This is a genomic window from Nitrosomonas sp. Is37, assembly GCF_033063275.1.
In the GTDB taxonomy this organism is placed as follows: Bacteria; Pseudomonadota; Gammaproteobacteria; order Burkholderiales; family Nitrosomonadaceae; genus Nitrosomonas.
On the sequence record NZ_JAWJYP010000007.1, the window covers coordinates 94,321 to 120,349 of the forward strand.

A 26,029-nucleotide genomic window follows, 5' to 3' on the forward strand; every position below is an offset into this window, starting at 1 on the left:
GTCATTCGAGTCAAGTCACTGGTGCAAACCAAAACCAGTTGTGGGGTAACACAGAATCTTCTATGTCTCTATACATTTTCTGTATGACAGATAAACATGGAGTAATACCCCAAAATTGACATAATAAAGTTACTCTTAGCTTCCATACATTCTAAAAAATATCAAACTAAGAAATATTTATGGGCGTAATAGATTTTAATTTGTCAATCAACCCCCATACTCATTTTATTATTCTAATCATTTTTAATGAAAAGCCTGATTGAAATAATTCTAGGATACACTTTATCTTTCGTGCAGTATTGGTGCTAAATAGCATATCATTATCCTTAATTGCACTGATTACCTTACTGAAAGTCAAAACAAAATTGTAATTTTAGTTGAGAGGTTTAAAAATGGAGTATTGCTATAAGAATAAGCACAAAAATTATATTCGTGGGTTTACACTATTAGAGTTACTAGTGGTGATGGTCATTATAGGTTTGCTCGCTGCCTATGTCGGTCCAAAATATTTCTCGCAGGTGGGCAAGTCAGAAGTCAAAATGGCGCAAGCTCAGATTGATTCGCTTGAAAAAGCCTTGCATCAATATCGCTTGGATGTGGGAAGCTATCCTACTACTGAGCAAGGATTAAACGCGCTCGTGACACGACCTGGTAATGATCCAAAATGGCAAGGTCCTTATCTTGGTAAAACACCTCCACCTGATCCTTGGGGAAAACCATATCAATATAAGTATCCGGGTGAGCGTGCAGAGTTTGATCTGTTTTCATTAGGAAAAGATGGTCAGCCGGGTGGTACGGGTGATGCTGTCGATATTGCCAACTGGTAGAAAGGATCAATGCGTTATACTGTAAAAGCGATTCTTGCCAAACAAGGCACAGTATCTCTCGAACTGGATGCAGCTGATGAACAGGAAATTCGACAGCAGATTGCTGCCCAGGGTGGGATGGTGCTGAGTGTGCAACGAAACTTCTCGGGTTGGTTTCCCAAATCCAGAACGCGTTTTCCTCTCACTCACTTTAGTCAGGAGCTCCTTTCTCTTTTAACGGCAGGTCTCAGCTTGGTGGAAAGTATCGAGACGCTTATTGAGAAAGAAGAAGATAGCGGCGTACGTAAGATTATCCAGGAAATTCTTGCGCGCTTGTATGAGGGTATGACATTTTCACAAGCATTAGAAACTTATCCTCAGATATTTCCTCCACTGTATATTGCTACGGTTAGGGCGAGTGAACGAACGGGTGATTTACCTGAAGCCTTGACGCGATATATCACCTATCAGACGCAAATGGATATGGCGCGTAAAAAACTGGTGGGCGCTTCAATATACCCGGTTTTGCTGTTGGTGGTTGGACTGCTTGTGGCAGTTTTTTTGCTGCTGTTTGTCGTGCCTAAATTCAGTGCCATCTATGAGGATATTGGTTCGGACTTACCATGGATGTCCGTTATGCTGATCAAATGGGGGCGCTTGGTGCACGAAAGTGGCTGGATGTTAGCGGGAATCTTTGCTGCTATCCTGACTCTAGCTACGTACAGTTTTACCCGACCTGCATTCCGAGCGCGTTTAATGCAGTTGTTATGGCGTATTCCGGCTATCGGTGAGCGTATGCGGATTTATCAACTTGCCCGGTTTTATAAAACGCTGGGAATGTTATTGCGAGGAGGTATTCCGATCACAAAGGCATTGGAAATGGTGAGTAATCTTTTGCAATCTCATTTCCGGCCAAGGGTAATTGCAGCAGCTACCCATATCCGTGAAGGTAAAACCATCTCATCTGCAATGCAGATGGCAGAGCTGACGACCCCAGTAGGAAACCGGATGTTACGAGTAGGCGAGCGAACAGGACTCATGGGAGACATGATGGAGCGGATTGGTGGTTTTCATGATGAAGAAATCGCACGTTGGGTCGAATGGACAACCAAGTTGATCGAGCCGCTGCTGATGGCAGTTATCGGTACGGTTATTGGTGGTATTATTATTTTAATGTATATGCCTATTTTTGAGTTGGCAGGAAGTATCAATTGATTGAAGCGAGTTCTCAACCTCTTATAAAGCCATCTATCGATCTGCATCAGCTTGGCCAAGCGCGCCAACAGGCTGTAGCTCAGAAAACGCCTGTCATCAAGGTGCTGGAGGAAGTATATGGTTACTCATCCAGTGAGCTGATGGTCGAATTGGGCCAACTCATGCAGATGCCAGTACTCCAGATGGAAGATTTGCACGAATTACGTCCCGCATTTGAGATTTTGCCTTTTTCAGAAGCTGTCAAGCAGGAATGTGTATTATTCCGTAAAAATCAAGAATACTTGCTTGCGATAGCAGATCCATTTTTACCCAATTTACATGCCTGGGCAGATGAATACATTGCAGTAGGTGTGACGTGGTATTTAGTGCATCCAGCTGATCTATCAGCATTTTTCGCGCAGCAAGAAAAGAATATGCGGGCGATGGATAATGTATTGCCAGCGGAGCAGGAGAGGATGGCGCAGGCAGGTATCGAGAATCTGTCGTTAAAGACGATTCATGAAGGTACGAGCAAGGTAGTGAGGTTGGTTCATTCCACCTTATATGATGCCCATAAATCAATGGCAAGCGATATCCATCTCGAAACGACGCAGGGTGCATTAGCGATAAAATATCGGATTGATGGTGTATTGACCACAATTGGTGTGATGCAAGGCCATGATTTAGCTGAGCAGGTGATTTCGCGTATCAAGGTTATGTCTGATCTCGATATCGCAGAGCGTCGGATTCCTCAGGATGGTCGCTTCAAAGTATCTATTCAAGGGCGAGAGATTGATTTTCGTGTATCGATCATGCCGAGTATTTTTGGTGAAGATGCGGTGTTGCGGATCCTTGATCGGGAGGCACTTACGGATCACGTTGAAGGGTTGACATTGAATCAACTTGGATTCAACCAGGCAGCCATTACCAGTATACGCCGGTTGAGCTCGGAGCCTTATGGCATGTTGCTTGTAACCGGGCCTACTGGAAGTGGCAAGACGACTTCACTCTATGCCGCAATTTCGGAAGTAAATCGTGGTGATGATAAGATTATCACGATTGAAGATCCCATCGAATATCAGTTACCTGGTGTTCTCCAGATTCCGGTCAATGAAAAAAAAGGCCTTACCTTCGCGCGAGGATTACGCTCAATTTTGCGACATGACCCAGACAAAATCATGGTGGGTGAAATTCGTGATGCCGAAACAGCCCAAATTGCAATACAAGCTGCACTAACCGGTCACCTTGTTTTTACCACGGTGCACGCCAATAATGTATTTGATGTGATTGGAAGATTTTCCCATATGGGAGTGGATCCCTATAGTTTCGTTTCAGCCCTGAATGGCATTGTTGCGCAAAGATTGGTTCGTATGTTATGTCCTCACTGCATTGCTGATGAGCACCCTGAAGATCAATTGATTGCGGAATCCGGCATTCCTCTGGAAGAAGTAGAGCATTATAAATTCCGTTTCAGCAAAGGATGTGGCCAGTGCCGTGGAAGTGGTTATCGGGGACGGAGTGCGATTGCCGAGATATTGCTGTTGAATGACGAGATTCGTGAATTGATTATCGCACAGGCTACGATTCGCCGCATCAAAGAAGCAGCTAAACAGAATGGTACCCGCTTCTTGCGTGAAGCTGCGCTTGAGATGGTTAAAGCAGGACAGACCAGTTTGCAGGAGGCTAATCGTGTCACTATTGTGGCGTGATCGGATCGAGTCACTATTATGGCGTGATCAGATTCAGGTTTTTTTTGCGCCCGGACGCGTTGACATGGTGAGAACATTCCGGGGCATAAAATCCAGGCAATCACCCGCAATTTCGAAAATCTATGAGTATCAACAAGATACTGCCATGTGGAAGACATCTTTACAACAACTTGAACAAATGATTGAAAAAGAGAATGCTGCATCAGATTTGAAGGGCGCTGAGCTGATAATTACGCTTTCAAATCATTTTGTACGTTATGTTGTTGTTCCACCGCAGCAAGAAATTACTAATTCTGCTGAATTACTTGCTTATGCCAATTTTAGCATGCGAGAAGTATTCGGAGAACGAGTCGATAGCTGGGTTGTGAGTATAAGTGACGAGGATCCCTATCAAGGTACAGTGTGTGCCGCGATCGCCCGCAATTTATACAATGAGTTTGAAGCGCTGGCATCTCGTCATCGCATTAAGTTAAAGCAAATAGAACCCTATCTGACAGCTGCCTTTGATCAATGGTGTAGATCATTTAATGATAAGCGATTCTGGTTTGTAGTCATTGAGCCAGGGCGACTGTGTATGATTTTATTTTCTAACAGCGAGTGGAAGGGAATACGTAATCAACGCATAGTACATTCGATTGAAACCGAGTTGCTCGCTGCACTTGAACAAGAGGTTATTAATTCCGGTTATCGGGAACCCATTGAGCAGGTATATCTCTTTTCACCAGAACATCCGGATTTGGATTTAACAATCGATAAAGGATGGCAATTTGCTCATTTACCGACTGAAAAAATGCCGGTACCACTCCATTTTCCTTCTTTCTCTTATCGTAGTTGATAGGGTAAGGCCATGCGTAACCTGAAACTGAGGTTTCCTTATGCAGAGCAGCAAGCGCGTCATGTCGATTATATTTTGCTGGGATTAGGTTTCCTTATTTTTGTTGCATGCTTTTATCAGCTGAAATTGATCATGGAGGAAATTTCCCATTGGGAAGCACGCATCGATCGTCTTGAGCAGCAACAACAGCATAGAAAGACACCCAGAACACCGATTGCACGAATTACTCAAGAAACACAAAAGGAGGTAAAACAGGCAAATGAAGTTTTGCGACAAATCAATTTACCCTGGGAAGCGTTATTTGATTCTTTAGAATATGCTGTCGGCAAAGAAATTGCATTATTATCTGTACAGCCAAATGTAGCCAATCGCACAATACGAATCACGGGTGAAGCGAGAAATTTAGTAGCGCTGGCTGATTTTGTCGAAGCGATTGAGCGTGAAGAAGTTTTTGAAAATGCATATTTGCTCAACTATAAAGTGAAGCAACAGAATCCCTATCGACCAATTGCTTTTTCTCTGACCACTACATGGATCGACTTACCTTAGAAAAACTGCTGATTCAAATACGCTGGCAAATAACACGACTTAATCTAATTGGAAAAATAGGTCTGGGTTTGTTTGTACTTTCGATTGTATTTTTCTGGGCAGCTGTTTTGCCACAAAAAGAGGCGCTCCATAAACTCAAAGAACAAGTAGCATCAATGCAGCAGACGCAGGTTGAATCTGCTGCACCCACTCAGTTAGATGATAGCCAAGCGTTAAAGGTTTTTTATGATTTTTTTCCGAGTATCGACTCATCACCCTATTGGATCAAGGAATTGGATAAGATTGCTAAAAAGCGCGGGGTTGAGCTAAGCGGCAGTGACTATCGATTGATGCAAGAACAAGAATCAAAATTGGCGCGTTATGAGATGATTTTGCCTGTTCGTGGTAGTTATCCACAAATTCGTGCTTTCATCGCTGATGTGCTAGAAGCCATTCCCGCGATGGCGCTGGTTGATGTAGTTCTTAAACGTGAAGATATTAAATCGGGCAAACTGGATGTGCGGCTTAGCATGAGTCTTTATTTGCATGGCTGACATGGAAAAACAGGCGACCAATTCTCGCAGATTGATTCTGGGGGCCGCATTAGTGGCAACACTATTTGCAGTGATATGGCTGGGGGAGAATGATGTTGACATAGAAGAAACTGTGCAACCGATCTTGCCAACTCGACCTACATCAAGTAGTGTGCGTAGCAAAAAAAGTGACATGGGTCATCTACAACTTGATCAATTGGGGCAGCGAAAATTCAATGCAGAAGCGGATGATATCTTTGCGTCTACTTCATGGGAGCCGAAGCAGCCCCGTGCTAATCTTTCCCAGTCACCATTTGGTTCTGGGGGTTCTGGGCAAGTTGCTAAGCCAGCACCTGTTGCCCCTCCACCCCCTGCAGCACCACCTTTACAATTTAAATATATCGGTAAAATTACGGAAGGAAAGATGACGAGCGTATTTCTTTCCATGGCAGATAATTATTATATTGCAAAAGTAGGGGGGCGTATCGAGAAGAACTATCGGGTTGATAGAATTAATGATGACGCGATCGAGTTCACTTATCTACCATTGGGCATCAAACAAACTCTTCTTATCAATAACAATAACCCTGGAATGTTTCAATGAAATCAGGCAGATTTGTCTTCATTGTTTTGCTACTGACACTATTAACGAGTTGCGCGCAATTAGCCACCAGAAATAAGGCATTTCTAGAAGGCCAGCAACTGATTGAGAAAGGTCAATTAGAGGCTGGCTTGAAAAAACTTGAGCAAGCGGCCTATGAAGAGCCTGATAACAGAGAAATTCGTACGGTACTGATGCGGCATCGTGAAACAGTTATCACTCAAATAATCAATCAAGCAGAAAATGCTCGCTTAGCGGGAAATTTCGATGTTGCCGAAAAAGAATACCGTCATGCCCTTGAAATTAATGCCAATAGCGAGCGTGCTAAAGCTGGGTTGGATGCGCTGCGTCTAGATCGACATCAACAATTTCTCATTAATCAAGCCAGAGAATCTCTCATTCGAAACGATATAGAAGGTGCTGAGGCGGCTGTACGCGCAGTGTTACAGGAAAACCCGATGAGTCGAGATGCGCGTCAATTGATTAAGGAGATCAATGAACGCATTAGTCGGACTGAAGAATCTGGACTGGAATTGATTACAACTTTTAATAAACCCATTACCATGGAATTTCGTGATGCCAGTTTGAAAACGATTTTTGAGCTGATATCACGCACAGCAGGAATCAATTTCATTTTTGATAAAACTGTCCAACAGGAATCAAAGACGTCTATTTTTGTGCGCGATAACAGAATTGAAGATGTTCTGAAATTGCTGTTAATGACTAATCAGCTTGCTTACAAAATATTAAACGATAATTCATTATTGATCTATCCAGATACTCCTGCCAAGCAGAAGGAATATCAAGAGCTAGCCGTGCGCAGCTTTCATGTGATCAATACTGATGTCAAACAAATGGTTGCGATGATCAGAGGGTTGGTGAAAGCTAAGGATATTTACGTCAATGAGAAACTCAATCTTTTTGTCATACGCGACACCCTGGAAGCAATACGTTTAGTAGAACGTCTGGTTGCAATCAATGATTTTCCAGATCCAGAAGTAATGCTCGATGTTGAAGTATTGGAACTCAACCGGAACGTTGTGACATCACTTGGTCCTCAAATGCCAAGTCAAATTACTTACACTCCAGTACCTGGTTTGCCCCCTGCTCCTGGTCCCGCACCATTTGATCAGATTATGATGGGTTTAAAGAATTTCTCGATTCCTAATTCAGTCGTGATCGATCTTAAAAAAACTCTTACCTTTAATGATTTACTTGCTAATCCTCGTATTCGTGTCAAAAATCGCGAAAAGGCTAAAATTTTGATTGGCAGTCGACAACCGATCATTACCTCCAATGTGACGGGTACCGCAGCTACTGTATCTCAGTCCGTGACATTTATCGATATTGGACTAAAGCTGGAAGTTGAACCCACCATTTCTCCGAATGACGAGGTGTCAATCAAGGTTATGCTTGAAGTAAGTTCGATAACTGCTTTCGAAGCGGGCACAACTGCAGGTAGTAGATTCCCTGTAGTGGGTACGCGTACAGCGGAAACTTTACTTTCATCAAAAGATGGTGAAACACATGTGTTGGCGGGCTTGATAAACGATAATGATCAAAGAAGCTTAACAGGTGTACCAGGATTGATCGATACGCCTATTCTGAATAGGTTATTCGGTAATCAAAATCTGAATCGTCAGAAGACAGAGATTGTATTGTTAATTACACCGCGTATCGTACGTAATGTCACGCAACCGACTAAACTGGAGAGTGAGTTTTATTCTGGCACGGCCAATGCAGCTGGAAGATTGCCGCCGTCCATTCGGAAAACATTGCCACGATCGCTGGCCCTGGCCCCTTCCGGACCTGCATCAACTGCTCGTTCTGTTTTTGGTGAAGTGCAGCCACCAACTGAGCCTGAGTCTGCACCTAATCCTTTTGCCGCAACAGCTGCGCAACAAGCTAGTGCCTCTTCTCCATCACTTTCCTTGCTGGCTCCGGCCACTGTGGCTATGGATCGAGAATTTACCGCTACGGTGAGACTCGTTACCCAGAAATCTAACTTGGTGAATGAGCTTAATCTAGCATACGATAAGGATATGCTGGAAGTGCTGGATGGTGGCGAGAAATCCGGAGTGCGTACTATCAAGTTGGGTAGAGAACAGCCAAGCGGTATGACAGCAGTCTTACGTTTTAAAGCGATTAGTCCAAATCCTGGCACTACTGAGATTGCTATTCAAAGTTCGGCAACACAAGATGATAAGGGAAATCCAGTTGAAGTGAACTTGCCTCCTCCAGCCAGCATCGAAATCCATTAGAAGTATGCTAAATCGAAGCTCGGGATTGTTATTTTCAACCTATCGTGGATTTACCCTGGTCGAGTTAATGGTAGTGGTGGCTATAGTCGCTATTTTGGCTTCTGCAGTGATGCCTTTGCGTGAGATTGCCATAAAGCGCGAGAAGGAACAAGAATTACGTCTTGCCTTACGGCAGATTCGCACAGCAATCGATGCTTATAAACAGGCTGCGGATGAGGGGCGTATAGAAAAGAAAGCTGACGAGGCAGGATATCCTCGCAAATTGGAAAACCTGGTGGAAGGTGTGCCAAATATAAAAGATCCTAAAAAAACCATGATTTATTTTTTGCGACGTTTACCCCGTGACCCTATGTTTACAGACTCAGATCAGAATATGCCGGATGCTGACACGTGGGGAAAGCGTAGTTACGAAAGCCCGCCCGGTAATCCAGAAGAAGGAGACGATGTTTTTGATATCTATTCGCGTTCCGATCGAAAGGGATTGAATGGGGTACCTTATAATCAATGGTAAATGAGATGTCTGATTTTTACCGGCGTACCGGTTTTACGCTAATCGAGTTATTGGTTGTCATGGCGGTGATTGCTACTTTACTCAGTATTGTTGCACCGAGATATTTCAATTCAGTCGATCGAGCCAGAGAGGCTGTATTGCGACAAAATCTGAGTATCATGCGCGATGCAATTGATAAATTTTATGCTGATAGGGGAGTCTATCCGCTTAATCTGGAGCAATTGGTGGAAGAGCGTTATATTCGTGCTATTCCAATTGATCCAATGACCGACAGTGCTTTTACATGGATTGAAATTCCTCCTCCGGGTGAAGAGGTTGAGGGCATGTATGATATACACAGTAGCTCTGACAAGCAGGCATTAGATGGAACGTTTTACGATAAATGGTGATAAAGAATCACGCTAGCTATTCCTGGGCAGAACAAGGTTATATCTATCTCTGGACGCTATTTGCGGTTGCGCTTGCAGGTGTAGTGCTGGCAGGTGTTGGTCCAATGTGGCAGATTGAATCCCAGCGGGAGAAAGAAATAGAATTACTCTATGTGGGGGATCAATTCAAGCGTGCTATCGAGTCGTATCACATTAGTTCAAGTGGGAAAGCAAAACGGTATCCGGAATCGCTTGAGCAATTACTCGAAGATAGGAGTTCATTGGTAATCAAGCGCCATCTTAGAAAAATTTTCCTTGACCCAATGACGAATAGTCATGACTGGGGATTGATTGAGAAAGCTGGGTCGGGAATTACCGGTGTATATAGCAAATCGGACAAGATCCCGCTCAAGCGAGCAAATTTTCCAGAACAATATTCCGCATTTTCAGAAGCACAGAGTTATAAAGACTGGAAGTTTGTTCATGCTACTGGTGCTGCTAGTGGAACAGATTCCAAGCAATCAACAACATCTAAATCAGGTTTGCAGAATGCTACTCCTACCAATCCTTTTGCTGGCGATAAGGCTACAGCAGGTTCTAATCCTCTTTCCCCAAATCAGCCAGCAAATAGCGCTAATCCATTTACACAAAATCCTTAATGACAGAATGATCTATCTTCAAAGACATTTTTTAGGGAAACACCGAATAAACTCTTGCGTAAAGGAGTTGTTGCGTTAGGTGATGCTCCAGAATTTGCTTATCTATCCGATATATTTTGTTTTCTGCACTCCCCCTGCCTCGCATTCTTCCTGCTTGATGACTTATTCAGGGTTTCCTTAGGTGACTAAGTAAGCTTTAGATGCATAAATTGATGTGAGTAGAGTATCAAAAATACATTTATACATTGTGATCGTTAGCTATACTGTGAGAACTGTTAAATATGCCGTAGTATAAGAACTGGTTTATTTTTTTTTAGTCTTAATGATTTTATTGGCTCATTCAGATGAATTTTAGAATGCATTGGATATTGTTTTTAGTCGGTCTAGTTGGATGTACTCAGACGCCAAAAGTTGGAAATTTGCGAGCAGATGAATTAGCTGGCCATAACCAACAGGGGCAATTGAAATCACTCGGCCAAGAATTGACGGGCGAGTTATTGTTTGATTTTTTGCTGGCTGAAACAGCACTGCAACGCGATAATCTTGATGTGGCTGTTGAGCGATATGCTAAGCTCGCCAGAGAGACACGGGATCCACGCATTGCCGAGCGTGCTGCAGATGTAGCGCTTCGTGCCCGTCGACCTGATGAAGCAGAGGAAGCTATTACTTTGTGGGTCGACATTGAGCCAGATTCAATCAATGCACGTCAAGCTGCAGCGGCCTTGTTTGTGAGTATTGGGAAACTTGACAGAGCACGTCCTCATCTTGAGAAACTGCTATCGTCTGAGAAAGGTTCCGTTGATAAGGCTTTTATGCATTTGAGTAGGCTACTGTCACGTCACAGTGACAAAAAAGCAGCATTGAAATTGCTGCAACAGCTTGCGACTCCTTACCCTGATTTGCCGGAAGCACATTTCGCAATTTCCCAGGCTGCATGGAATGCTAATCAGCTTGATCTCGCGCTTAAGGAAATGAAAAAAGCGTTGGCATTACGTCCTGATTGGGAAGTTGCCGCGATTCATCAAGGCCGAATTTTGCAGAAAATTGCTAATGCAGAAGCGATGACTTTTTATGAAAATTATCTCGCAAAATATCCTAAAGCCAATGATATGCGAATCGCGTATGTTCGCATGCTGATGTCGGAGAAAAATTTTGTTTCAGCGCGTGATCAGTTCCAGAAACTGATGAGGGAGAATCCGTTTAATGCTGACATTGCGCTCGCAGTTGGTTTATTATCTCTTGAATTAAATGATTTCGATGGTGCTGAAGAAAATTTTAAGAAAGCTTTGGATCTAGGTTATGAAGATCCCAATAATATCTATTTCAATTTAGCGCGAATTTATGAAGTTACTCAACGTTTTGATGCTGCTCTTGAAACATATCAGAAAATAAGTGGAGGTGAACGGTATTTGCCCGCTCAAATCCGTTATGCTGTTTTGCTATTCAGGAAAGAAGGAATTGATCGCGCGCGCCAGCATTTGCAACGATTAACACCGGAGAATGAGCAGCAACGCATCCAATTAATTTTAGCAGAGGCACAATTATTACGAGAGGTTAATGCGGATCAAGAGGTTTTTAAGTTACTAGACAAAAATCTTGAAAAAATTCCTGATCAGCCTGACCTTCTTTACGATCGGGCTTTGGCAGCAGACAAAATTGGCAAATTTGACATCGTAGAAAAAGATTTACGCAGACTGATCGAGTTGAAACCAGATAATGCGCATGCCTATAATGCATTAGGCTATAGTCTCGCAGAACGAGGGTTGCGCTTGCCAGAAGCATTGGCTTTAATCAAAAAGGCGGTTGAGTTAGCGCCTGAAGATCCTTACATTATGGATAGTCTGGGGTGGGTGTATTACCGGATGGGAAATCTTAGTGAAGGTCTCAATTATCTGAATCTTGCTTTTACTACTCGTCCTGATCCAGAAATTGCCGCTCATTTAGGCGAAGTGCTCTGGGCTAAGGGAGCAAAAGAGGATGCTGAGAAGGTTTGGCGTTCTGCACTTGAAGCAAATCCAGGCAATGAAATGTTGTTGGATACCATGAAAAGATTGATGCAGTAGCTTTGTTTTTTAGTGAAATATTTTAAGAGCAGCTATACACTGCTTGATTTTTATCACCTGCTGGATGAACTTTCTGGTGATGATTGTCGATGATGTATTTAATGCGCTCGAGCTTTATCAACATGAAGAGTTCATTTTCAGAAGTAAGATAAAGTGCTGCTATAGGCGAAAGAAGAAATATCAGTAAACAAATTGTGATTAGTCAAAAAACACGCCCAAAATTCTTTACCACCAGTAAGGCCAAAAGTGTCTCCTGTAGAAGAAAGGATAACCAGGATAACCGTAATAGCCAAAGTAAGGATAACCGTAATATCCATATCTACCTGGGCCATAATAATTGTATCGATAATCTTTAGGCCACAAGTAGATTGCCGTTGCCGAAATAAGTGGTACTTGTATGGTTTTATTGCCAATGATGCGCTCAATATCGCCTTTGATTGTTCCGGCCACTGTTATCTCAGTATCTTTTGCATAAACAGCAGGGTCCAGAAAATCACTACTTTCAATGACAAAGCGACCTTCATTTTTTTGGCTTGATTGTGGATAACCTCTCTTATCCAGAGGATAAAATAAAACTTGCACCCGACTAAAATCTTTTTCATTTTCTACGTCAACGATTACACCACCCCAGCGAATGGAGACATCTTTATAAGTGTTGATATCCTCATTTACTGTCTGGTAGGACACATCAACAAAGGGAATATTCCTTATTGCGGCGGGCGGCAAGCTAGCACACCCACTCAGCAGGAAAAGTAAACTGATTATTGATAAATGCGATTTCATATTTCCTCCTTTATCAAGTATGCTTGCCTTCTGAGTTTATAGAATCATTCATCAAATCTAAAAATACGGTATTAACCTTTGGACAATTGGTTAAATAGATAATTCTAGCTTAGCAGGCTGTTGAAAAACGTATTTGAGGCTGTAGATGATAGGCAAGAACAAGTGAAAAAAAGTGGAGTTTATACTTGATAAATGAGCATCTTGAACCTGTTTTTTGACACCGCAGCGGTAACGTAGATAGTTTTTCAACAGCCTGCCAGAGGTGGCAGAGAGGACTTTTATGCAGAATGAATTGCGTTATGATTAGATTAATTTCATAGTTGCAAGAGGATAGAGGTAGATTGGATTGTAGAGGTTAAATTGTTCAAATGCTCAGTAGAACCAGAAAAAATAAATGAAGTCCAGCCAGTGCTGGAAATTAGAAGTAGCACTTTTTTTGTGCCGGTTTTAGTTTTGTATACTAATGATTTGATTGTAATCGAACAACGATTGCTACAAAAAGTATCTCAGGCACCGGATTTTTTCAGAAATTCACCCAAAATGTTATTGGATACCATGAAAAGATTGATGCAGTAAATTCGTTTTTCGTTTTTACTTGAGTATTTTGAGAGCAGATATATCATGCTGCTCAATTTTTTTCATAAGTAATAATGTCGAGGTGTACCGATACTAGAAGCAGAAAAATATACACAAAACCCTTTACCACCAATAATAAGGATAATAAGGCACAGAATAATAATAATTACGATAATCTTTAGGCCACAAATAGATTGATGTGGCTAAAATAAGCGGCACTTGTATAGATTTATTGCCAATAGTGCGCTCAATATCACCCTTGATTGTTCCTGCGACTGTTATCTCAGTATCTTTTGCAAAAACAGCAGGGTCGAGAAAATCACTACTTTCAATGACAAAGCGACCTTCACTCTTTTTGTCTATTTTTGGATACCCTCTATAATTAAGAGGATAAAATAAAACTTGTACCCGACTGAAGTCTTTTTCGTTTTCTACGTCGATGATCACACCACCCCAGCGAACAGGGACATCCTTATAAGCGCTGATATCCTGATTTACTGTCTGGTAAGACACATTAACAGAAGGAAAATCTCTTATGGCAGACGGCAAGCTTGTGCATCCATTCAGCAATAAAAGTAAACTGATTATTGATAGATAAGATTTCATATTTCCTCCTTTATCAAGTATGCTTACTTTCTGAGGTTATAGAATCATTCATCAAATCTAAAAAATATGGTATTAATTTTTTGACAATAGATTAAATAGATAATTCTAGTTTAGCAGGCTGTTGAAAAACGTATTTGAGGCTGTAGATGATAGGCAAGAACAAGTGAAAAAAAGTGGAGTTTATACTTGATAAATGAGCATCTTGAACCTGTTTTTTGACACCGCAGCGGTAACGTAGATAGTTTTTCAACAGCCTGCCAGAGGTGGCAGAGAGGACTTTTATGCAGAATGAATTGCGTTATGATTAGATTAATTTCATAGTTGCAAGAGGATAGAGGTAGATTGGATTGTAGAGATTAAATTGTTCAAATGCTGAGCAAAAATATTTGTTCCTTTCGATTGAAAGGTATAATGCATAATTGTTGTCAATAAATAAATTAATATCGATATTATCTTCTATTATTAGACCAGCTTGATTTAACAGATGTCGATAGAACCAGAAAAAATAAATGAAGTCCAGCCAGTGCTGGAAATTAGAAGTAGCACTTTTTTTGTGCCGGTTTTAGTTTTGTATACTAATGATTTGATTGTAATCGAACAACGGTTGCTACAAAAAGTATCTCAGGCACCGGATTTTTTCAGAAATTCACCCATCGTGTTTGATCTGCACGCATTAAACAATAATAATAATGAAATAGATGTTGTAAGATTAGTGCAGCTTATTCGTAAGATTGGCTTATTCCCTATAGGAATACGTGGCGGAAACGAGTCTCAGGATGAACAGGCAAATTCGATATTTATTCCAATAGATAACACTCGAAGTAGTCAAAGTATAGCCGCCGCTGAAATACCCAGAACATCTGCACCCAGCCCCCAAACGATTGTTAAGGAAGTTGTCGTGAATAATGCGGCGACACTGATTACTCAGCCTGTTCGTTCGGGTCAACGTATTTATGTATCTGGCGATTTGATTATATTAGCTCAGGTCAGCGCGGGCGCTGAAATCATGGCTGAAGGTAATATCCATGTTTACAATACATTAAGAGGTAGAGCGCTTGCGGGAGTACAAGGCGATACGAATGCAAGAATATTCTGCTTTGATTTGCAAGCTGAGCTTATTTCAATAGCTGGAGATTATAAAACAAGCGAGGATCTTAGGGAAACAATTAGAAAGAAACCAGTACAAATCTATTTGCAGAATCATGCTTTGATAATAAAAGAATTAGGATAGGATATCTCAGCGAAGGAGGGAGGATTAAGTGGCAAGAATCATTGTCGTAACGTCGGGCAAAGGGGGAGTTGGTAAGACAACTACAAGTGCGGCTATTGCCATGGGATTGGCAAAAAAGGGGCATAAAACAGTCGTGATTGATTTTGATGTGGGTTTACGCAATCTTGATCTTATCATGGGTTGTGAACGGCGAGTTGTCTACGATTTCATCAATGTGATTAATGGTGAAGCAAATCTTAATCAAGCATTGATTCGCGATAAGAACTGTAATTTACTCTTTATTCTGCCTGCCTCACAAACACGCGATAAAGATGCTTTAAGTCTGGAGGGAGTGGGGAGAGTGTTAGAAGAGCTCTCTAAAGATTTTAAATATATCGTGTGTGACTCACCCGCTGGCATTGAAAAGGGCTCTCATTTGGCGATGTACTTCGCTGATGATGCTTTTGTCGTTACCAATCCAGAAGTGTCTTCTGTTAGAGATTCGGATCGTATGCTTGGTATTATGTCAAGTAAATCACGAAGAGCTGAGTTAGGGATGGAACCCATCAAAGAGTATTTATTATTAACTCGTTATGATCCGTATCGGGTTGAAGCAGGAGAAATGTTGAGCCTGGAAGATGTGCAGGAAATATTATCTCTGCATTTGTTGGGCATTATTCCAGAGTCGAAATCTGTTCTAAACGCATCTAATTCAGGTATTCCAGTAATTTTAGATGAGAAAAGTGATGCGGGTCAGGCTTATGCTGATATAGTGGCGCGTTATCTCGGGGAAAAAAGGCCTCATCGTTTTATTGAGAGTAAAAAAGGATTTCTTAGGAAGCTTTTTGGAGGAAAATAATGAGCTTGCTGGATTATTTTAGATCATCTAAATCCAAAACAGCTTCTGTTGCTAAAGAAAGGTTACAAATTCTCGTAGCACACGAACGTTATTATCGTAATAAACCTTCTTACCTTCCGCAATTGCAAGAAGAGTTACTGGCAGTCATTCGTAAATACGTCAAAGTGGATCAAGACGCTATCTCAGTTAAATTTGAACAGGATGAGAATCAAGAGACGCTTGAATTAAATATTGTATTGCCAGATACTCAAAATAACAAGAGTGTACCTGAGGCACCCAGAAGTGGTTTTTAATTAACATTTGCTTTGTTATGAAGCAATGATGCACGACTTGAAGCGAAAATAGGTAATAGCAGAAATTTGGATACTTAACTGCTAGGAACGTAGAAAAACAAAGTGTAGGTTTGATATCCATTGGTCAATAGCATTAGAAAAAATAATGAATTTTTTGTATGGAAGTTTCTGATTTGTATAATTTCGATGCTTGCAGGCTGTGCAGTATTTGAAAGCCGGAATGTCGTTACTACTGTTGTTACTCAACCTGGCGAAGGGGTAGGAAGGGAGATAGTTACTCACTTTGATTTGATGGGGAGAGTTTCGGTCAAGGCAGGTAAGAATGGATTTTCAGGCGGTGTGCACTGGCAGCATACCGAGATCAGTGACGAGATAATGTTATTTTCACCCTTAGGGCAGGCTGTTGCTCAGATTGAGCGGAGTCCAGAAGGTGTGAGTCTTATTACCTCAGAACAAAAAGCTTATTATGCAAGTAGTGTGGAAAATTTGACAGAAGATGTATTAGGATGGCGTTTGCCGCTTTCTGGATTACAATTCTGGGTGCAGGGCACTCATTTTCCATTCACAATGTCTGAAAAGGATTTGGATAGGAGTGGCCGCACGGTAGCGATCAGGCAAGACGGCTGGAAAATTACTTATTTGGATTATTTTTCGCAACTTGTTCCCGCATACAATAATCTTCCAAGGGTATTGGAGCTTAGCCATATAGATTTAAAACTGAGATTGGTCATCGATAACTGGAAAATCAAAGAGTGATGGTATTCTCTTCTTAGAAGATATTTTATAATATTTAAAAATATGCAAACCTTTCCAGCACCTGCCAAACTTAATTTATTTCTGCATGTGGTGGGACGCCGGGAAGACGGGTATCATCTGTTGCAAACAGTCTTTAGGTTTATAGATTTTTCGGATCAGCTGAGTTTTGTTTTAAGAGATGATTCTGTCATCAAATTGCACACTCCTATTCCTGGCGTGCCTAAAGAAAATGACTTGTGTGTTCGAGCGGCAAAATTGTTGCAGCAAAGAAGTCATACAAATCTTGGAGTAGAAATTTTTTTAGAAAAACGTATTCCCATGGGTGGCGGATTGGGAGGAGGAAGTTCCGATGCGGCAACAACCTTGCTTGTACTTAATCGCTTATGGGGATTGAATTGGAAAAGAACACACTTGATGGAATTAGGGTTAGAGCTAGGTGCTGATGTTCCCGTATTTATCTATGGTGAAAATGCTTTTGCAGAAGGAATAGGTGAGAAACTTTCATCGATCGCTTTGCCACCAGCCTGGTATTTAGTGTTAACACCATCAGTGAATGTTTCAACAGGACAAATTTTTTCAAACAATGAATTGACACGAAGCACAAATCCTATCACAATACCGCCCTTTTCCATCTGGCAAGGACGTAATGATCTTGAAACAGTGGTTTGCCAGATGTATCCTGTTGTGGCAAGATATTTGCAGTGGCTGAAGCAATTGAATAATACGACATTAGTCGCAATGAGTGGTTCGGGTGCTTGTGTGTTTGCCGAATTTGCAAACGAACGGGCGGCGAAGCATGCTTTTCAGCAATTGCCCAATGGAATGAGTGGTTTCGTTGCAGAGGGATTAGCTTATCACCCATTGCAAAAATTTTTAGTAGAGTAGTGAATTTGGGGAGTCGCCAAGCGGTAAGGCACCGGATTTTGATTCCGGCATTCGTAGGTTCGATCCCTACCTCCCCAGCCAGTAATCTGTAATGATCAGAATCGATTTCAAGTAACTGGTTTTCTGGTTTAAATCAGAGCATATAAATTTATAATTATGTGGCGAGCTTTGTATTACCAGGAGGAACTGTGTTTTTCAGTATCCAGTCGATAGCAGGAAACTATTAGCCATGTCTTATGACAGCTTGATGGTTTTTACTGGCACAGCCAATCCACAACTGGCCCAGGATGTGGTCAAGTATCTCAATATTCATTTAGGACGAGCAACGGTTTCTCGTTTTAGTGACGGCGAGATCATGGTCGAGCTTCTTGAGAATGTGCGTGGCAAGGATGTGTTTGTATTGCAATCTACTTGTGCACCTACCAATGACAGCCTTATGGAAATATTGGTGATTGTAGATGCCTTGAAGCGTGCTTCAGCAGGCCGTATTACAGCTGCAATCCCATACTTTGGTTATGCGCGTCAGGATAGAAGGCCGCGTTCGGCGCGTGTGCCGATTACAGCCAAAGTAGTAGCCAATATGCTTACCACTGTTGGAGTAGATCGACTTTTGACAATGGATTTGCACTCGGATCAGATCCAGGGTTTTTTCGATATACCAGTGGATAATATTTATGGAATGCCTATATTGTTAGGTGATATATGGAAGCATAATTATCAAGACTTGATCGTCGTATCGCCTGATGTGGGGGGTGTGGTACGAGCGAGACATTTGGCAAAACGTTTAGAGTGCGATCTTGCGATCATCGATAAACGTCGCCCTAAACCGAATGAATCTATAGTAATGAATATCATCGGTGAAGTTGATGGGCGTACTTGTGTCATCATAGACGATATGGTAGATACGGCTAATACACTATGCGAAGCTGCCAGGGCCTTAAAAGAGGTAGGTGGTGCCGCGAGTGTGGTTGCCTATTCTACTCATGCGGTGCTATCTGGTAAGGCAGTGGAGCGGATTGCAAATTCTAAACTGGATAAATTAGTAGTTACTGATACGATTCCGTTACGTGAGGATGCCAAGGCATGTGATCGAATTTGTCAGTTAAGTGTCGCGAGTTTACTGGGTGAATCCCTGCTCCGAATAAGTAATGAGAGTTCATTGAGCTCATTGTTTATGGAATAAATGAAGATATTTTTATTTTTGATTTATCTGGTCGCGGATAAATCTTATTTTGGAGAATTGAAATGCAAATTGAAATTGATGCTAATAAACGTGCATTGCAGGGCAAAGGTGCGAGCCGCCGCCTGCGTGTAGCTGGTAAAGTTCCTGGAGTGGTTTATGGTGGAGAGGGTACTGCGCAATCTATAGAATTAGACCACAACAATCTATTCCATAAGCTAAAACTGGAAGCGTTTCATGCATCTGTTTTATCGTTAAATGTTGACGGTGTTAAGGAACAGGTATTGTTGCGTGATGTACAAATGCATCCTTATAAACTGCAGGTGCTTCATGTAGATTTTCAGCGGATTGATAAGAATAAAAAAATACACACTAAAGTTCCGCTGCATTTCATTAATGCTGAGCTTGCGCCTGGAGTAAAACTAGCAGGTGGCATGATCAGTCATGTGCTCACTGAAGTAGATATATCGTGTTTTCCTCAAGATTTGCCTGAATATATTACCGTCGACTTGTCAGAAATGACCGCGGGTAGTACCTTGCATCTGAGCGATCTTAAATTGCCAGAAAATGTGGAAATTCCTGCATTGATCAGAGGTGATAATCTACCAGTGGCTACCCTCATTGTTCAGCGAGGCGCAGCTGAAGAAAGTAGTGCGAGTTAATTCTTAAATGGGTTAAATGGCCGAATAAATAGGTCGTATGAATTGGAAATACAGGATGAGTTAATCTCTTCTGTATTTCGATTCCCAAAATTAAGAAATCGCAGATGAACATGTTCAGATTGATGGAAAGTTATTGTTGTATAATCAAATCGAGTAAAGAATGAGACTCATTGTAGGACTCGGTAATCCTGGAGAGAAGTACGCTGCTACGCGACATAATGTTGGATTTCACTGGCTGTGTCGTTTGGCAGAGCAATTGCGAATCACATTCAAATCTGAAGTTAAGTTCCATGGTTTGTGTGCAAATGTTATGCAAGATGATGAGCAGTTATGGCTGCTTAAGCCACAGACATACATGAATGCAAGTGGGATGGCTGTGGCAGCTTTATCTCGTTTTTATAAGATCTCCCCTGACCAGTTATTGGTTGTTCATGACGAACTGGATTTGCCCCCTGGAACTGTCAAGTTAAAATTAGGTGGGGGCACAGGAGGTCATAACGGTCTAAAGGATATCATTACACGTCTTGCTACCAAGGATTTCTGGCGATTGCGAATTGGAATAGGGCATCCAGGGAATAAAAATGAGGTAGTGGATTATGTATTGCATTCACCTCGAAAAGAAGAAGCTTTATTGATTGATGACGCTATCCAGCGAAGTCTGATTGTCTGGCCCCTCATCGCAAGTGGTGATTACCCTGCTGCAATGCATAAATTACACACAAAATAAAAAGAGACATAAAACTATACTTTTTATTTTGTGTATTTTCTCGTTTACTAGAAATTCAATAACAATCAGATTATGAGCCTGAAGTGTGGCATCGTTGGCCTCCCTAATGTTGGTAAATCAACACTTTTCAATGCACTAACCAAAGCAGGCATTGCTGCTGAAAATTACCCATTTTGTACAATTGATCCTAATGTGGGCGTTGTCGAAGTTCCTGACCCGCGTCTCAAAAAGCTCAGCGAAATTGTTAAACCCCAGAAAGTACAGCCTGCCATTGTCGAATTTGTTGATATTGCCGGTCTGGTAGCGGGCGCATCTAAAGGTGAGGGGCTAGGCAATAAATTTCTGGCAAACATCCGTGAAACTGATGGTATTGTTCATATGGTGCGTTGTTTTACTGATGACAATGTGGTTCATGTGGCAGGAAAGGTGGATCCCATTTCGGATATTGAAGTAATTCAAACCGAGCTTGCATTGGCTGATATGGCCACAGTGGAGAAGGTACTGCAACGAGAAGCCAAGCTTGCTAAATCGGGTAACAAGGAGAGTATCCGATATGTGGGCGTGCTGGAAAAATTACATGCTCATCTTGACCAAGGTAGACCAGCGCGCAGTCTAGTGTTAGAGAAAGAGCAGCAGCCGCTAGTGAAGTTATTGTGTTTGTTGACATCAAAGCCAACTATATATGTGGCAAATGTTGCGGATGATGGTTTTGAAAATAATCCACTACTGCAAAGCGTTCAGGAGTATGCGGCACGGGAGGGAGCGCCTGTTGTGGCAATCTGTGCAGCGCTCGAAGCAGAAATTGCGGATCTGTCTGATGAAGATAAGCAAGTATTTCTGGCTGATCTTCATCTGGAAGAACCAGGTTTAAACCGTTTGATTCGTGCTGCTTATCAGCTACTTGGGCTTCAGACTTATTTCACTGCGGGTGTCAAGGAAGTGCGAGCATGGACGATTCACAAAGGAGATACTGCTCCACAAGCAGCCGGGGTGATTCATACTGATTTTGAAAGAGGCTTTATCCGGGCTGAAGTCATCGCCTATGACGACTTTGTAGCTTATAACGGTGAGCAAGGTGCTAAAGAGGCTGGGAAAATGGGCCTAGAAGGTAAGGAATACGTTGTCAACGATGGCGATGTGATCCATTTTCGCTTCAATGTGTAGTGTATTTCTGGTTGGCTATCAACGTATGAAAATTACTTGATATGATTCTGCCCCGGTGTCTGAATTACTGAGACACTGGGGCAGATATTCTAGTTACTAGAAAGTCAAAAACAAATTTACGCCCAAAATATGCATCATTTGATCCGGACGAGTGTTATGGGGTCTATTAATAAGCTGATTCATATAGCCAATTTCCCCGGTGGCGATTTTATTGAATTTCCAGCCTAACCCAACAAAACCCCTGTTCTGATCAAAGCCCTTTGTAATCCAGCCCTTATGAGCAGTAGCCATGTTGATAAACAATTCATCCTGCACTATAAAACTAAGATTCTCATGAATAAAAGTCAGTGGGAACGCAAATTTTATTAATTGGCGGAATCGATAGGCTACATGATTGGGGCCGGGTTCGGGAATGTCTTCATCAAAAAAACGTTGTTCAAAGCGGCTACGCGATTGAAATCTAGCAAACGAGAAGGTATCGGCATAGATTATTTGTTGCCAGATTCGATTCTCATCAAAATTTTTCCCTCCTTCCGGGTTAGCAATTGGTTTAGCATTTGGAACCCAGGCATAACCCGCCCAGATAGTCACTTTGTCATTGATAGCATAACCTATACCTGGTCGGATAATAGCTTGAGTAAATTGGGAAGAATCATTGCCAAAACGCCCTTGGCCTTCTAGCCAGAGTCTCCAATTTTTTAAGTTTTCATTACCTGTTACATTACCTAAATTAACATTCGCATGAATTAGGCCCCAGGTTTGAAAATCTTGGACGATATCTTCAGCTTGAACCTGTGTTGATAATAAACTACATACAGCTACTGCATAAAGTTTAAGTTTTTTAAACATTTATTTTTTCCCTTGCCTTTTTTGTAGATTGGTACAAACTTTTAATTTTTTCATATGTCTTATAAATTAACTTCACTCAAAAACTCATTGCGTTAAGCAATTAAAAAGATAAATTTGGTAACTTATATTGTTTCTGAGCACGCTGATGCTATAAAGTGAAACTCGTTGAGAGCGAAGCCTACCATAGAAAATGTCAAGAAAGTGTTAATTGTGACAGAAAAAACTTAACAATTATTGAGTATTGTTGCAAGCAAACAACTGTCATGATTAGTTCTTATAATCAGCAAACCACTTTATAGCACGTAAAATCTATTTCTTTTTAAGCTAATCAAGTTAGTTCGATGTTTAGTCCCACGGTAGTCGGGATGCAGCAAGTGGCAAGGAAAGTTTTTGACGTTGCGGTCGAAGCGGATGACCATGCGGTGGAAGTATTTCATTCTGCCGAAGGTGCATTCGATGAGATTGAGTTGTTTATAGATGGCCTTGCGTAGCTAGAGTCTACTCAAAAAGTATTTCTCATAATCTCGTTTAAAATTTATAATTCATAACATATTGTTTTATAAAAAATATTGTTTATAACAACATGCGGTTTAATAAAAATTGATCGAACTTAGGTAAGCTTGAGTTCAAATCAGTGCAAGGGTTTCTGCATAATTTATTCAAAAACCTTGCACTTAAACAGTAATTTTTACGATATTTACGCGTAAAAACAATTGCTTATACTTTCTGAGTAAACTCTAGCTAGTAGCTATAGTGGATTTTACGGTTTCTGCGTGGTGGGACGTGATGGAATGACAGGCGTTGTTCCTCTTTGCACAAGCCACTCTCGTAACGCCTTGCAGCCATAACCTTTGTCGACTAACAACTCCTTCGACGGCGGCATGGCAACAAGACAGGCGTGGGCGGCTCTTTGTGGTCGCTGTGATCTGCTCGGGGGTGAGCATCATAACGCATGAACGCTCTTTGCCGTCGGTCACAAGGTGGGTGATTTTAGTTGTCCATCCACCTTTGCTGCGACCAATAGCATGTAAGAAGGCCCCCTTTTTCACCGCCGGAGCATCGGTGGTTCTTGATAAAGATGCTGTCGATCATCAACCGATCCGATTCTCCTTCCGCTTCCGGCCAGCGCAGAGAATATCCTTTTTCAGACGCTGCGTTCAGTCCATCTAGCAAGGCGGTTATAGAGCGTTTTCTTTGAACCGTATTCTCGCGGAGCATCCGGCCATCTGCCGACGCTTTTCAAAACATGCACGATCCCACTCAAAACCTTCTGGTCGTCAACACGCTTCAGTGCCCGCGTGCTCTGCGATATTAGCGGCTCTATCCGTGACCATTGTCATCCGTAAACCAGAATAATCCCCTTCATGATCTGATCCCCCTTTCAGAGCACTGAATCGTGCTTGCTTCTCGATAGGTAGCGTGAAATTATTCGTAATTAAAGGGTCTGGGATTTTAGAACTTAATGGTCGCCATCGTATATCCAAAATTGGTATCTTTGCTTCCTGGACTATTCGGAACTTTATCAAAGAAATCACCTTTGAATAGATGGCTAAACCCTATATCAAAGCTTACACGTTTTAAGAAGCTCCACTGAGGATCCCATCCTATGCTGACATCCAGCATATGTCCGAGGAAACTTCCTGATCTACCGGTTGGGTCTTGCAGAGCGGAGCCTACAAAGGTGCCACGTTTATCAGCCAACCAATACGCACGATGGGACATCATGAACCTGACATTGGGAATCGGTGTAAGATTCATACGAAAACCTACAGGGGAAAAAAGGTTGGAAGGGAAAAAAGGTCCAAACGTAGCAGTGGGGCCAAATTCTACCCGGCGTTTTGCAAACAGAAGGTCAAAATTCTTGTTTGGATTAGGATCCCCCGATGCATAATCAAACAGGTAGAGAACCCTGAGAGGCCATGGTGTTTCAAAGCTGTAACCTATTTCTCCATGATGGCGATGCGCAAAAATACTTTGGTCTTGGGTGTCCCCAAATTGATACATCGACTCAATTTCATAGTCTAATGAGCCTCTGGTAGGTTTGGCAAACAACCTGAAACCTGGCGTGGATAAATTACGTTGCCTCAGATTATTACCTTCATTTAATTGAAGCCAATAGGCATCAAAATTAGCCCAGCGCATATCACGATTAGTAACGTGTACACCCGAAAAATAGCTTTCGGGAGTGTTCCAGTTTAACTGTGACACTTCACGCTGGACAGGTCGTGTGCCAAATACTTGGAGACCCCATTTCTCTTTATCGCTTCCTAATGTAAATCGTATCCCATCAAAAGTAGGCGTGAAGGATCCCCACCGATGCCCACCGACCAGGCGCGATTCCCCATATTCCAGAATCATACGACCCACTTCGAATGTTGCACCATAACCTGTGCCTAAAAAATCCTTGGACAATAGATCAAGGCGAAGTTGGGTAAAATCAAAATGATCAGCAAAATTCGTGTTATGCTGTTGTCCATGTTCCGCCAGCGGTGCGCGGAAATCGGTTAGCTCGAGCGTAAACTTGGCCCAGTCGATAATATTTTTGACCTCGAACAAGAACCTGGTCCGTTGATGAATCTGTTCATTACCATCCGGAATAGCTCTTGTAAAACCATTATCAAACACTTCGTAGCGCGTCCGATGCTCAATAGCCAAATTGAGCCAATCTGGGGCCATGGCAGCTAACGGAGTTTTATGGTTTTCCATAAGATCGGTCAGTCTATCAAAGTCAAACCGGGTACTTCCTACTCCTTCCTCCACATTGAATGGGGGGCCATTGGGTCTAACACCATTTCTGAAAAGATTTCTGAAAAAATCTGATGGTTTTTTATCTTTTTGTGTCTCCGTATTTTGTGCTTGTGCAACGATAGCATTGCTACTGAAAGATAATGATTTTTTAACTTCTTTTGCTTCTGTTTTCTGCTCTTCTGCAGCGAAAGAGATACTTCCCCCTACGTGAAATCCAATAACCAAACAGATCATCATGCTGGTTATTTTTTTATTATCCCTCATCATGTTTTACAGCCTCCTTTAAGGTCAAATATCCCAAAAATATTTGTAATTTATGTATTTTGGTTATTCTAAGAAAATCGCAATTAACAATTAGTGCATAAAACCTTATGAAATATGACCAATAAAAACTCAGCAATACAAATATGACAAGCACTTATCTAGAGCTATGAATAATGAAACTGCTCTTGCATGTCTGTATGCTCAGTTTGAAACAGTGTAGCTTTTGTATTATGAAAATCTTGTGATTTTATTTAGAATTTATTTATATTTGTTTTTTTAACCTGTTTTTTTTCCTTATTTAGTCGCCCCTGAAATACTATAGAAACTAGTGTTTAATTGCATTAATTCATTATAAGCTTTCTGAGGTTTATATCTATAAAAAACAACTGGTTAACTAAG

At 41.7% G+C, this 26,029-nt stretch carries 29 protein-coding genes and 1 tRNA gene; 24 read left to right on the plus strand and 6 right to left on the minus strand.

The features are described 5' to 3' along the window. The first annotated feature begins 392 nt into the window (after window positions 1-392). The 12 genes from gspG (at window position 393) to R2Q26_RS05095 (ending at window position 12,068) form a co-directional block, all read left to right on the plus strand. Window positions 393-827, plus strand: coding sequence for a type II secretion system major pseudopilin GspG (gspG, locus tag R2Q26_RS05040; protein WP_317535271.1), 435 nt, complete (start codon window positions 393-395; stop codon window positions 825-827). A gap of 9 nt (window positions 828-836) precedes the next feature. Further along, complete coding sequence (locus R2Q26_RS05045; RefSeq protein WP_317535272.1) at window positions 837-2,021, plus strand: type II secretion system F family protein; 1,185 nt, start codon at window positions 837-839, stop codon at window positions 2,019-2,021. Continuing rightward, on the plus strand, window positions 2,018-3,709 hold the full coding sequence (locus R2Q26_RS05050) for a GspE/PulE family protein (RefSeq protein WP_317535273.1): 1,692 nt from the start codon (window positions 2,018-2,020) through the stop codon (window positions 3,707-3,709). The genes R2Q26_RS05045 and R2Q26_RS05050 overlap by 4 nt, the downstream gene beginning before the upstream one ends. Next, window positions 3,690-4,544: a hypothetical protein gene (locus R2Q26_RS05055; protein WP_317535274.1), complete on the plus strand. Its 855-nt coding sequence runs from the start codon at window positions 3,690-3,692 to the stop codon at window positions 4,542-4,544. Before R2Q26_RS05050 ends, R2Q26_RS05055 begins: the two co-directional genes overlap by 20 nt. 12 nt (window positions 4,545-4,556) lie before the next feature. After that, window positions 4,557-5,093 carry a PilN domain-containing protein gene (locus tag R2Q26_RS05060; protein ID WP_317535275.1) on the plus strand — a complete coding sequence of 179 codons (537 nt, stop codon included), beginning with the start codon at window positions 4,557-4,559 and terminating at the stop codon, window positions 5,091-5,093. Continuing rightward, entirely contained in the window at window positions 5,075-5,626 is a 552-nt protein-coding gene (locus tag R2Q26_RS05065; protein ID WP_317535276.1) for a hypothetical protein, read from the plus strand. The genes R2Q26_RS05060 and R2Q26_RS05065 overlap by 19 nt, the downstream gene beginning before the upstream one ends. Then, window positions 5,619-6,209, plus strand: coding sequence for a hypothetical protein (locus tag R2Q26_RS05070; RefSeq protein ID WP_317535277.1), 591 nt, complete (start codon window positions 5,619-5,621; stop codon window positions 6,207-6,209). Before R2Q26_RS05065 ends, R2Q26_RS05070 begins: the two co-directional genes overlap by 8 nt. Further along, window positions 6,206-8,467 carry a FecR domain-containing protein gene (locus R2Q26_RS05075; protein ID WP_317535278.1) on the plus strand — a complete coding sequence of 754 codons (2,262 nt, stop codon included), beginning with the start codon at window positions 6,206-6,208 and terminating at the stop codon, window positions 8,465-8,467. The genes R2Q26_RS05070 and R2Q26_RS05075 overlap by 4 nt, the downstream gene beginning before the upstream one ends. A gap of 4 nt (window positions 8,468-8,471) precedes the next feature. Beyond that, the gene (locus R2Q26_RS05080; protein WP_317535279.1) at window positions 8,472-8,978 is read left to right on the plus strand and encodes a type II secretion system protein; all 507 of its coding nucleotides are present in this window, start codon (window positions 8,472-8,474) and stop codon (window positions 8,976-8,978) included. Between the two features lie 5 nt (window positions 8,979-8,983). Further along, window positions 8,984-9,367 (plus strand): type II secretion system protein, encoded by a 384-nt coding sequence (locus R2Q26_RS05085; RefSeq protein ID WP_317535280.1) that lies wholly within the window; start codon window positions 8,984-8,986, stop codon window positions 9,365-9,367. Further along, a complete protein-coding gene (locus R2Q26_RS05090; RefSeq protein ID WP_317535281.1) occupies window positions 9,361-10,005 on the plus strand; it encodes a type II secretion system protein in 645 nt (214 codons plus the stop codon). The genes R2Q26_RS05085 and R2Q26_RS05090 overlap by 7 nt, the downstream gene beginning before the upstream one ends. Before the next feature lie 344 nt (window positions 10,006-10,349). Then, entirely contained in the window at window positions 10,350-12,068 is a 1,719-nt protein-coding gene (locus R2Q26_RS05095; RefSeq protein ID WP_317535282.1) for a tetratricopeptide repeat protein, read from the plus strand. Window positions 12,069-12,293: 225 nt separating this feature from the next. Here R2Q26_RS05095 and R2Q26_RS05100 read toward each other — a convergent pair whose 3' ends face one another. Next, window positions 12,294-12,851 carry a Slp family lipoprotein gene (locus R2Q26_RS05100; RefSeq protein ID WP_317535283.1) on the minus strand — a complete coding sequence of 186 codons (558 nt, stop codon included), beginning with the start codon at window positions 12,849-12,851 and terminating at the stop codon, window positions 12,294-12,296. Between the two features lie 408 nt (window positions 12,852-13,259). Between R2Q26_RS05100 and R2Q26_RS05105 the strand changes: the two genes are divergently transcribed. Then, complete coding sequence (locus R2Q26_RS05105; RefSeq protein WP_317535295.1) at window positions 13,260-13,427, plus strand: hypothetical protein; 168 nt, start codon at window positions 13,260-13,262, stop codon at window positions 13,425-13,427. Between the two features lie 123 nt (window positions 13,428-13,550). Here the strand turns inward: R2Q26_RS05105 and R2Q26_RS05110 are convergent, their stop codons facing one another. Beyond that, window positions 13,551-14,033, minus strand: a complete 483-nt coding sequence (locus R2Q26_RS05110) for a Slp family lipoprotein (protein ID WP_317535284.1) — start codon at window positions 14,031-14,033, stop codon at window positions 13,551-13,553. Between the two features lie 484 nt (window positions 14,034-14,517). Here R2Q26_RS05110 and minC point away from each other — a divergent pair, with 484 nt between their 5' ends. The 10 genes from minC to ychF all read left to right on the plus strand — a co-directional run bounded on the left by minC (window position 14,518) and on the right by ychF (window position 21,769). After that, window positions 14,518-15,264 carry a septum site-determining protein MinC gene (gene minC / locus R2Q26_RS05115; protein WP_317535285.1) on the plus strand — a complete coding sequence of 249 codons (747 nt, stop codon included), beginning with the start codon at window positions 14,518-14,520 and terminating at the stop codon, window positions 15,262-15,264. Between the two features lie 28 nt (window positions 15,265-15,292). Beyond that, window positions 15,293-16,102, plus strand: coding sequence for a septum site-determining protein MinD (gene minD / locus R2Q26_RS05120; RefSeq protein ID WP_317535286.1), 810 nt, complete (start codon window positions 15,293-15,295; stop codon window positions 16,100-16,102). Next, a complete protein-coding gene (gene minE, locus R2Q26_RS05125) occupies window positions 16,102-16,395 on the plus strand; it encodes a cell division topological specificity factor MinE (RefSeq protein ID WP_317535287.1) in 294 nt (97 codons plus the stop codon). The genes minD and minE overlap by 1 nt, the downstream gene beginning before the upstream one ends. A gap of 186 nt (window positions 16,396-16,581) precedes the next feature. After that, window positions 16,582-17,151, plus strand: a complete 570-nt coding sequence (gene lolB, locus R2Q26_RS05130) for a lipoprotein insertase outer membrane protein LolB (RefSeq protein ID WP_090571437.1) — start codon at window positions 16,582-16,584, stop codon at window positions 17,149-17,151. A gap of 42 nt (window positions 17,152-17,193) precedes the next feature. Then, window positions 17,194-18,036 carry a 4-(cytidine 5'-diphospho)-2-C-methyl-D-erythritol kinase gene (ispE, locus tag R2Q26_RS05135; RefSeq protein ID WP_317535288.1) on the plus strand — a complete coding sequence of 281 codons (843 nt, stop codon included), beginning with the start codon at window positions 17,194-17,196 and terminating at the stop codon, window positions 18,034-18,036. 6 nt (window positions 18,037-18,042) lie between these two features. Then, window positions 18,043-18,117, plus strand: a tRNA-Gln gene (locus tag R2Q26_RS05140). Window positions 18,118-18,265: 148 nt separating this feature from the next. After that, window positions 18,266-19,219: a ribose-phosphate pyrophosphokinase gene (locus R2Q26_RS05145; RefSeq protein ID WP_090571433.1), complete on the plus strand. Its 954-nt coding sequence runs from the start codon at window positions 18,266-18,268 to the stop codon at window positions 19,217-19,219. Window positions 19,220-19,281: 62 nt separating this feature from the next. Then, window positions 19,282-19,878, plus strand: a complete 597-nt coding sequence (locus R2Q26_RS05150; protein WP_090571432.1) for a 50S ribosomal protein L25/general stress protein Ctc — start codon at window positions 19,282-19,284, stop codon at window positions 19,876-19,878. A 160-nt stretch (window positions 19,879-20,038) separates the two neighbouring features. Continuing rightward, window positions 20,039-20,605, plus strand: a complete 567-nt coding sequence (gene pth, locus R2Q26_RS05155) for an aminoacyl-tRNA hydrolase (protein ID WP_317535289.1) — start codon at window positions 20,039-20,041, stop codon at window positions 20,603-20,605. 72 nt (window positions 20,606-20,677) lie between these two features. Beyond that, on the plus strand, window positions 20,678-21,769 hold the full coding sequence (gene ychF, locus R2Q26_RS05160; protein WP_317535290.1) for a redox-regulated ATPase YchF: 1,092 nt from the start codon (window positions 20,678-20,680) through the stop codon (window positions 21,767-21,769). A gap of 96 nt (window positions 21,770-21,865) precedes the next feature. On the opposite strand, the gene R2Q26_RS05165 is transcribed toward ychF, so the two are convergent. Next, on the minus strand, window positions 21,866-22,618 hold the full coding sequence (locus R2Q26_RS05165) for a DUF2490 domain-containing protein (RefSeq protein ID WP_317535291.1): 753 nt from the start codon (window positions 22,616-22,618) through the stop codon (window positions 21,866-21,868). Between the two features lie 341 nt (window positions 22,619-22,959). Here R2Q26_RS05165 and R2Q26_RS05170 point away from each other — a divergent pair, with 341 nt between their 5' ends. Continuing rightward, window positions 22,960-23,109 (plus strand): hypothetical protein, encoded by a 150-nt coding sequence (locus tag R2Q26_RS05170; RefSeq protein ID WP_317535292.1) that lies wholly within the window; start codon window positions 22,960-22,962, stop codon window positions 23,107-23,109. A gap of 499 nt (window positions 23,110-23,608) precedes the next feature. Here the strand turns inward: R2Q26_RS05170 and R2Q26_RS05175 are convergent, their stop codons facing one another. The 3 genes from R2Q26_RS05175 to R2Q26_RS05180 form a co-directional block, all read right to left on the minus strand. Beyond that, window positions 23,609-23,836 (minus strand): hypothetical protein, encoded by a 228-nt coding sequence (locus R2Q26_RS05175; RefSeq protein ID WP_317535293.1) that lies wholly within the window; start codon window positions 23,834-23,836, stop codon window positions 23,609-23,611. Then, the gene (locus R2Q26_RS15470) at window positions 23,763-23,942 is read right to left on the minus strand and encodes a transposase (RefSeq protein ID WP_411182319.1); all 180 of its coding nucleotides are present in this window, start codon (window positions 23,940-23,942) and stop codon (window positions 23,763-23,765) included. The genes R2Q26_RS05175 and R2Q26_RS15470 overlap by 74 nt, the downstream gene beginning before the upstream one ends. Before the next feature lie 128 nt (window positions 23,943-24,070). Then, entirely contained in the window at window positions 24,071-25,633 is a 1,563-nt protein-coding gene (locus R2Q26_RS05180) for an alginate export family protein (protein WP_317535294.1), read from the minus strand. Window positions 25,634-26,029: the final 396 nt, after the last annotated feature.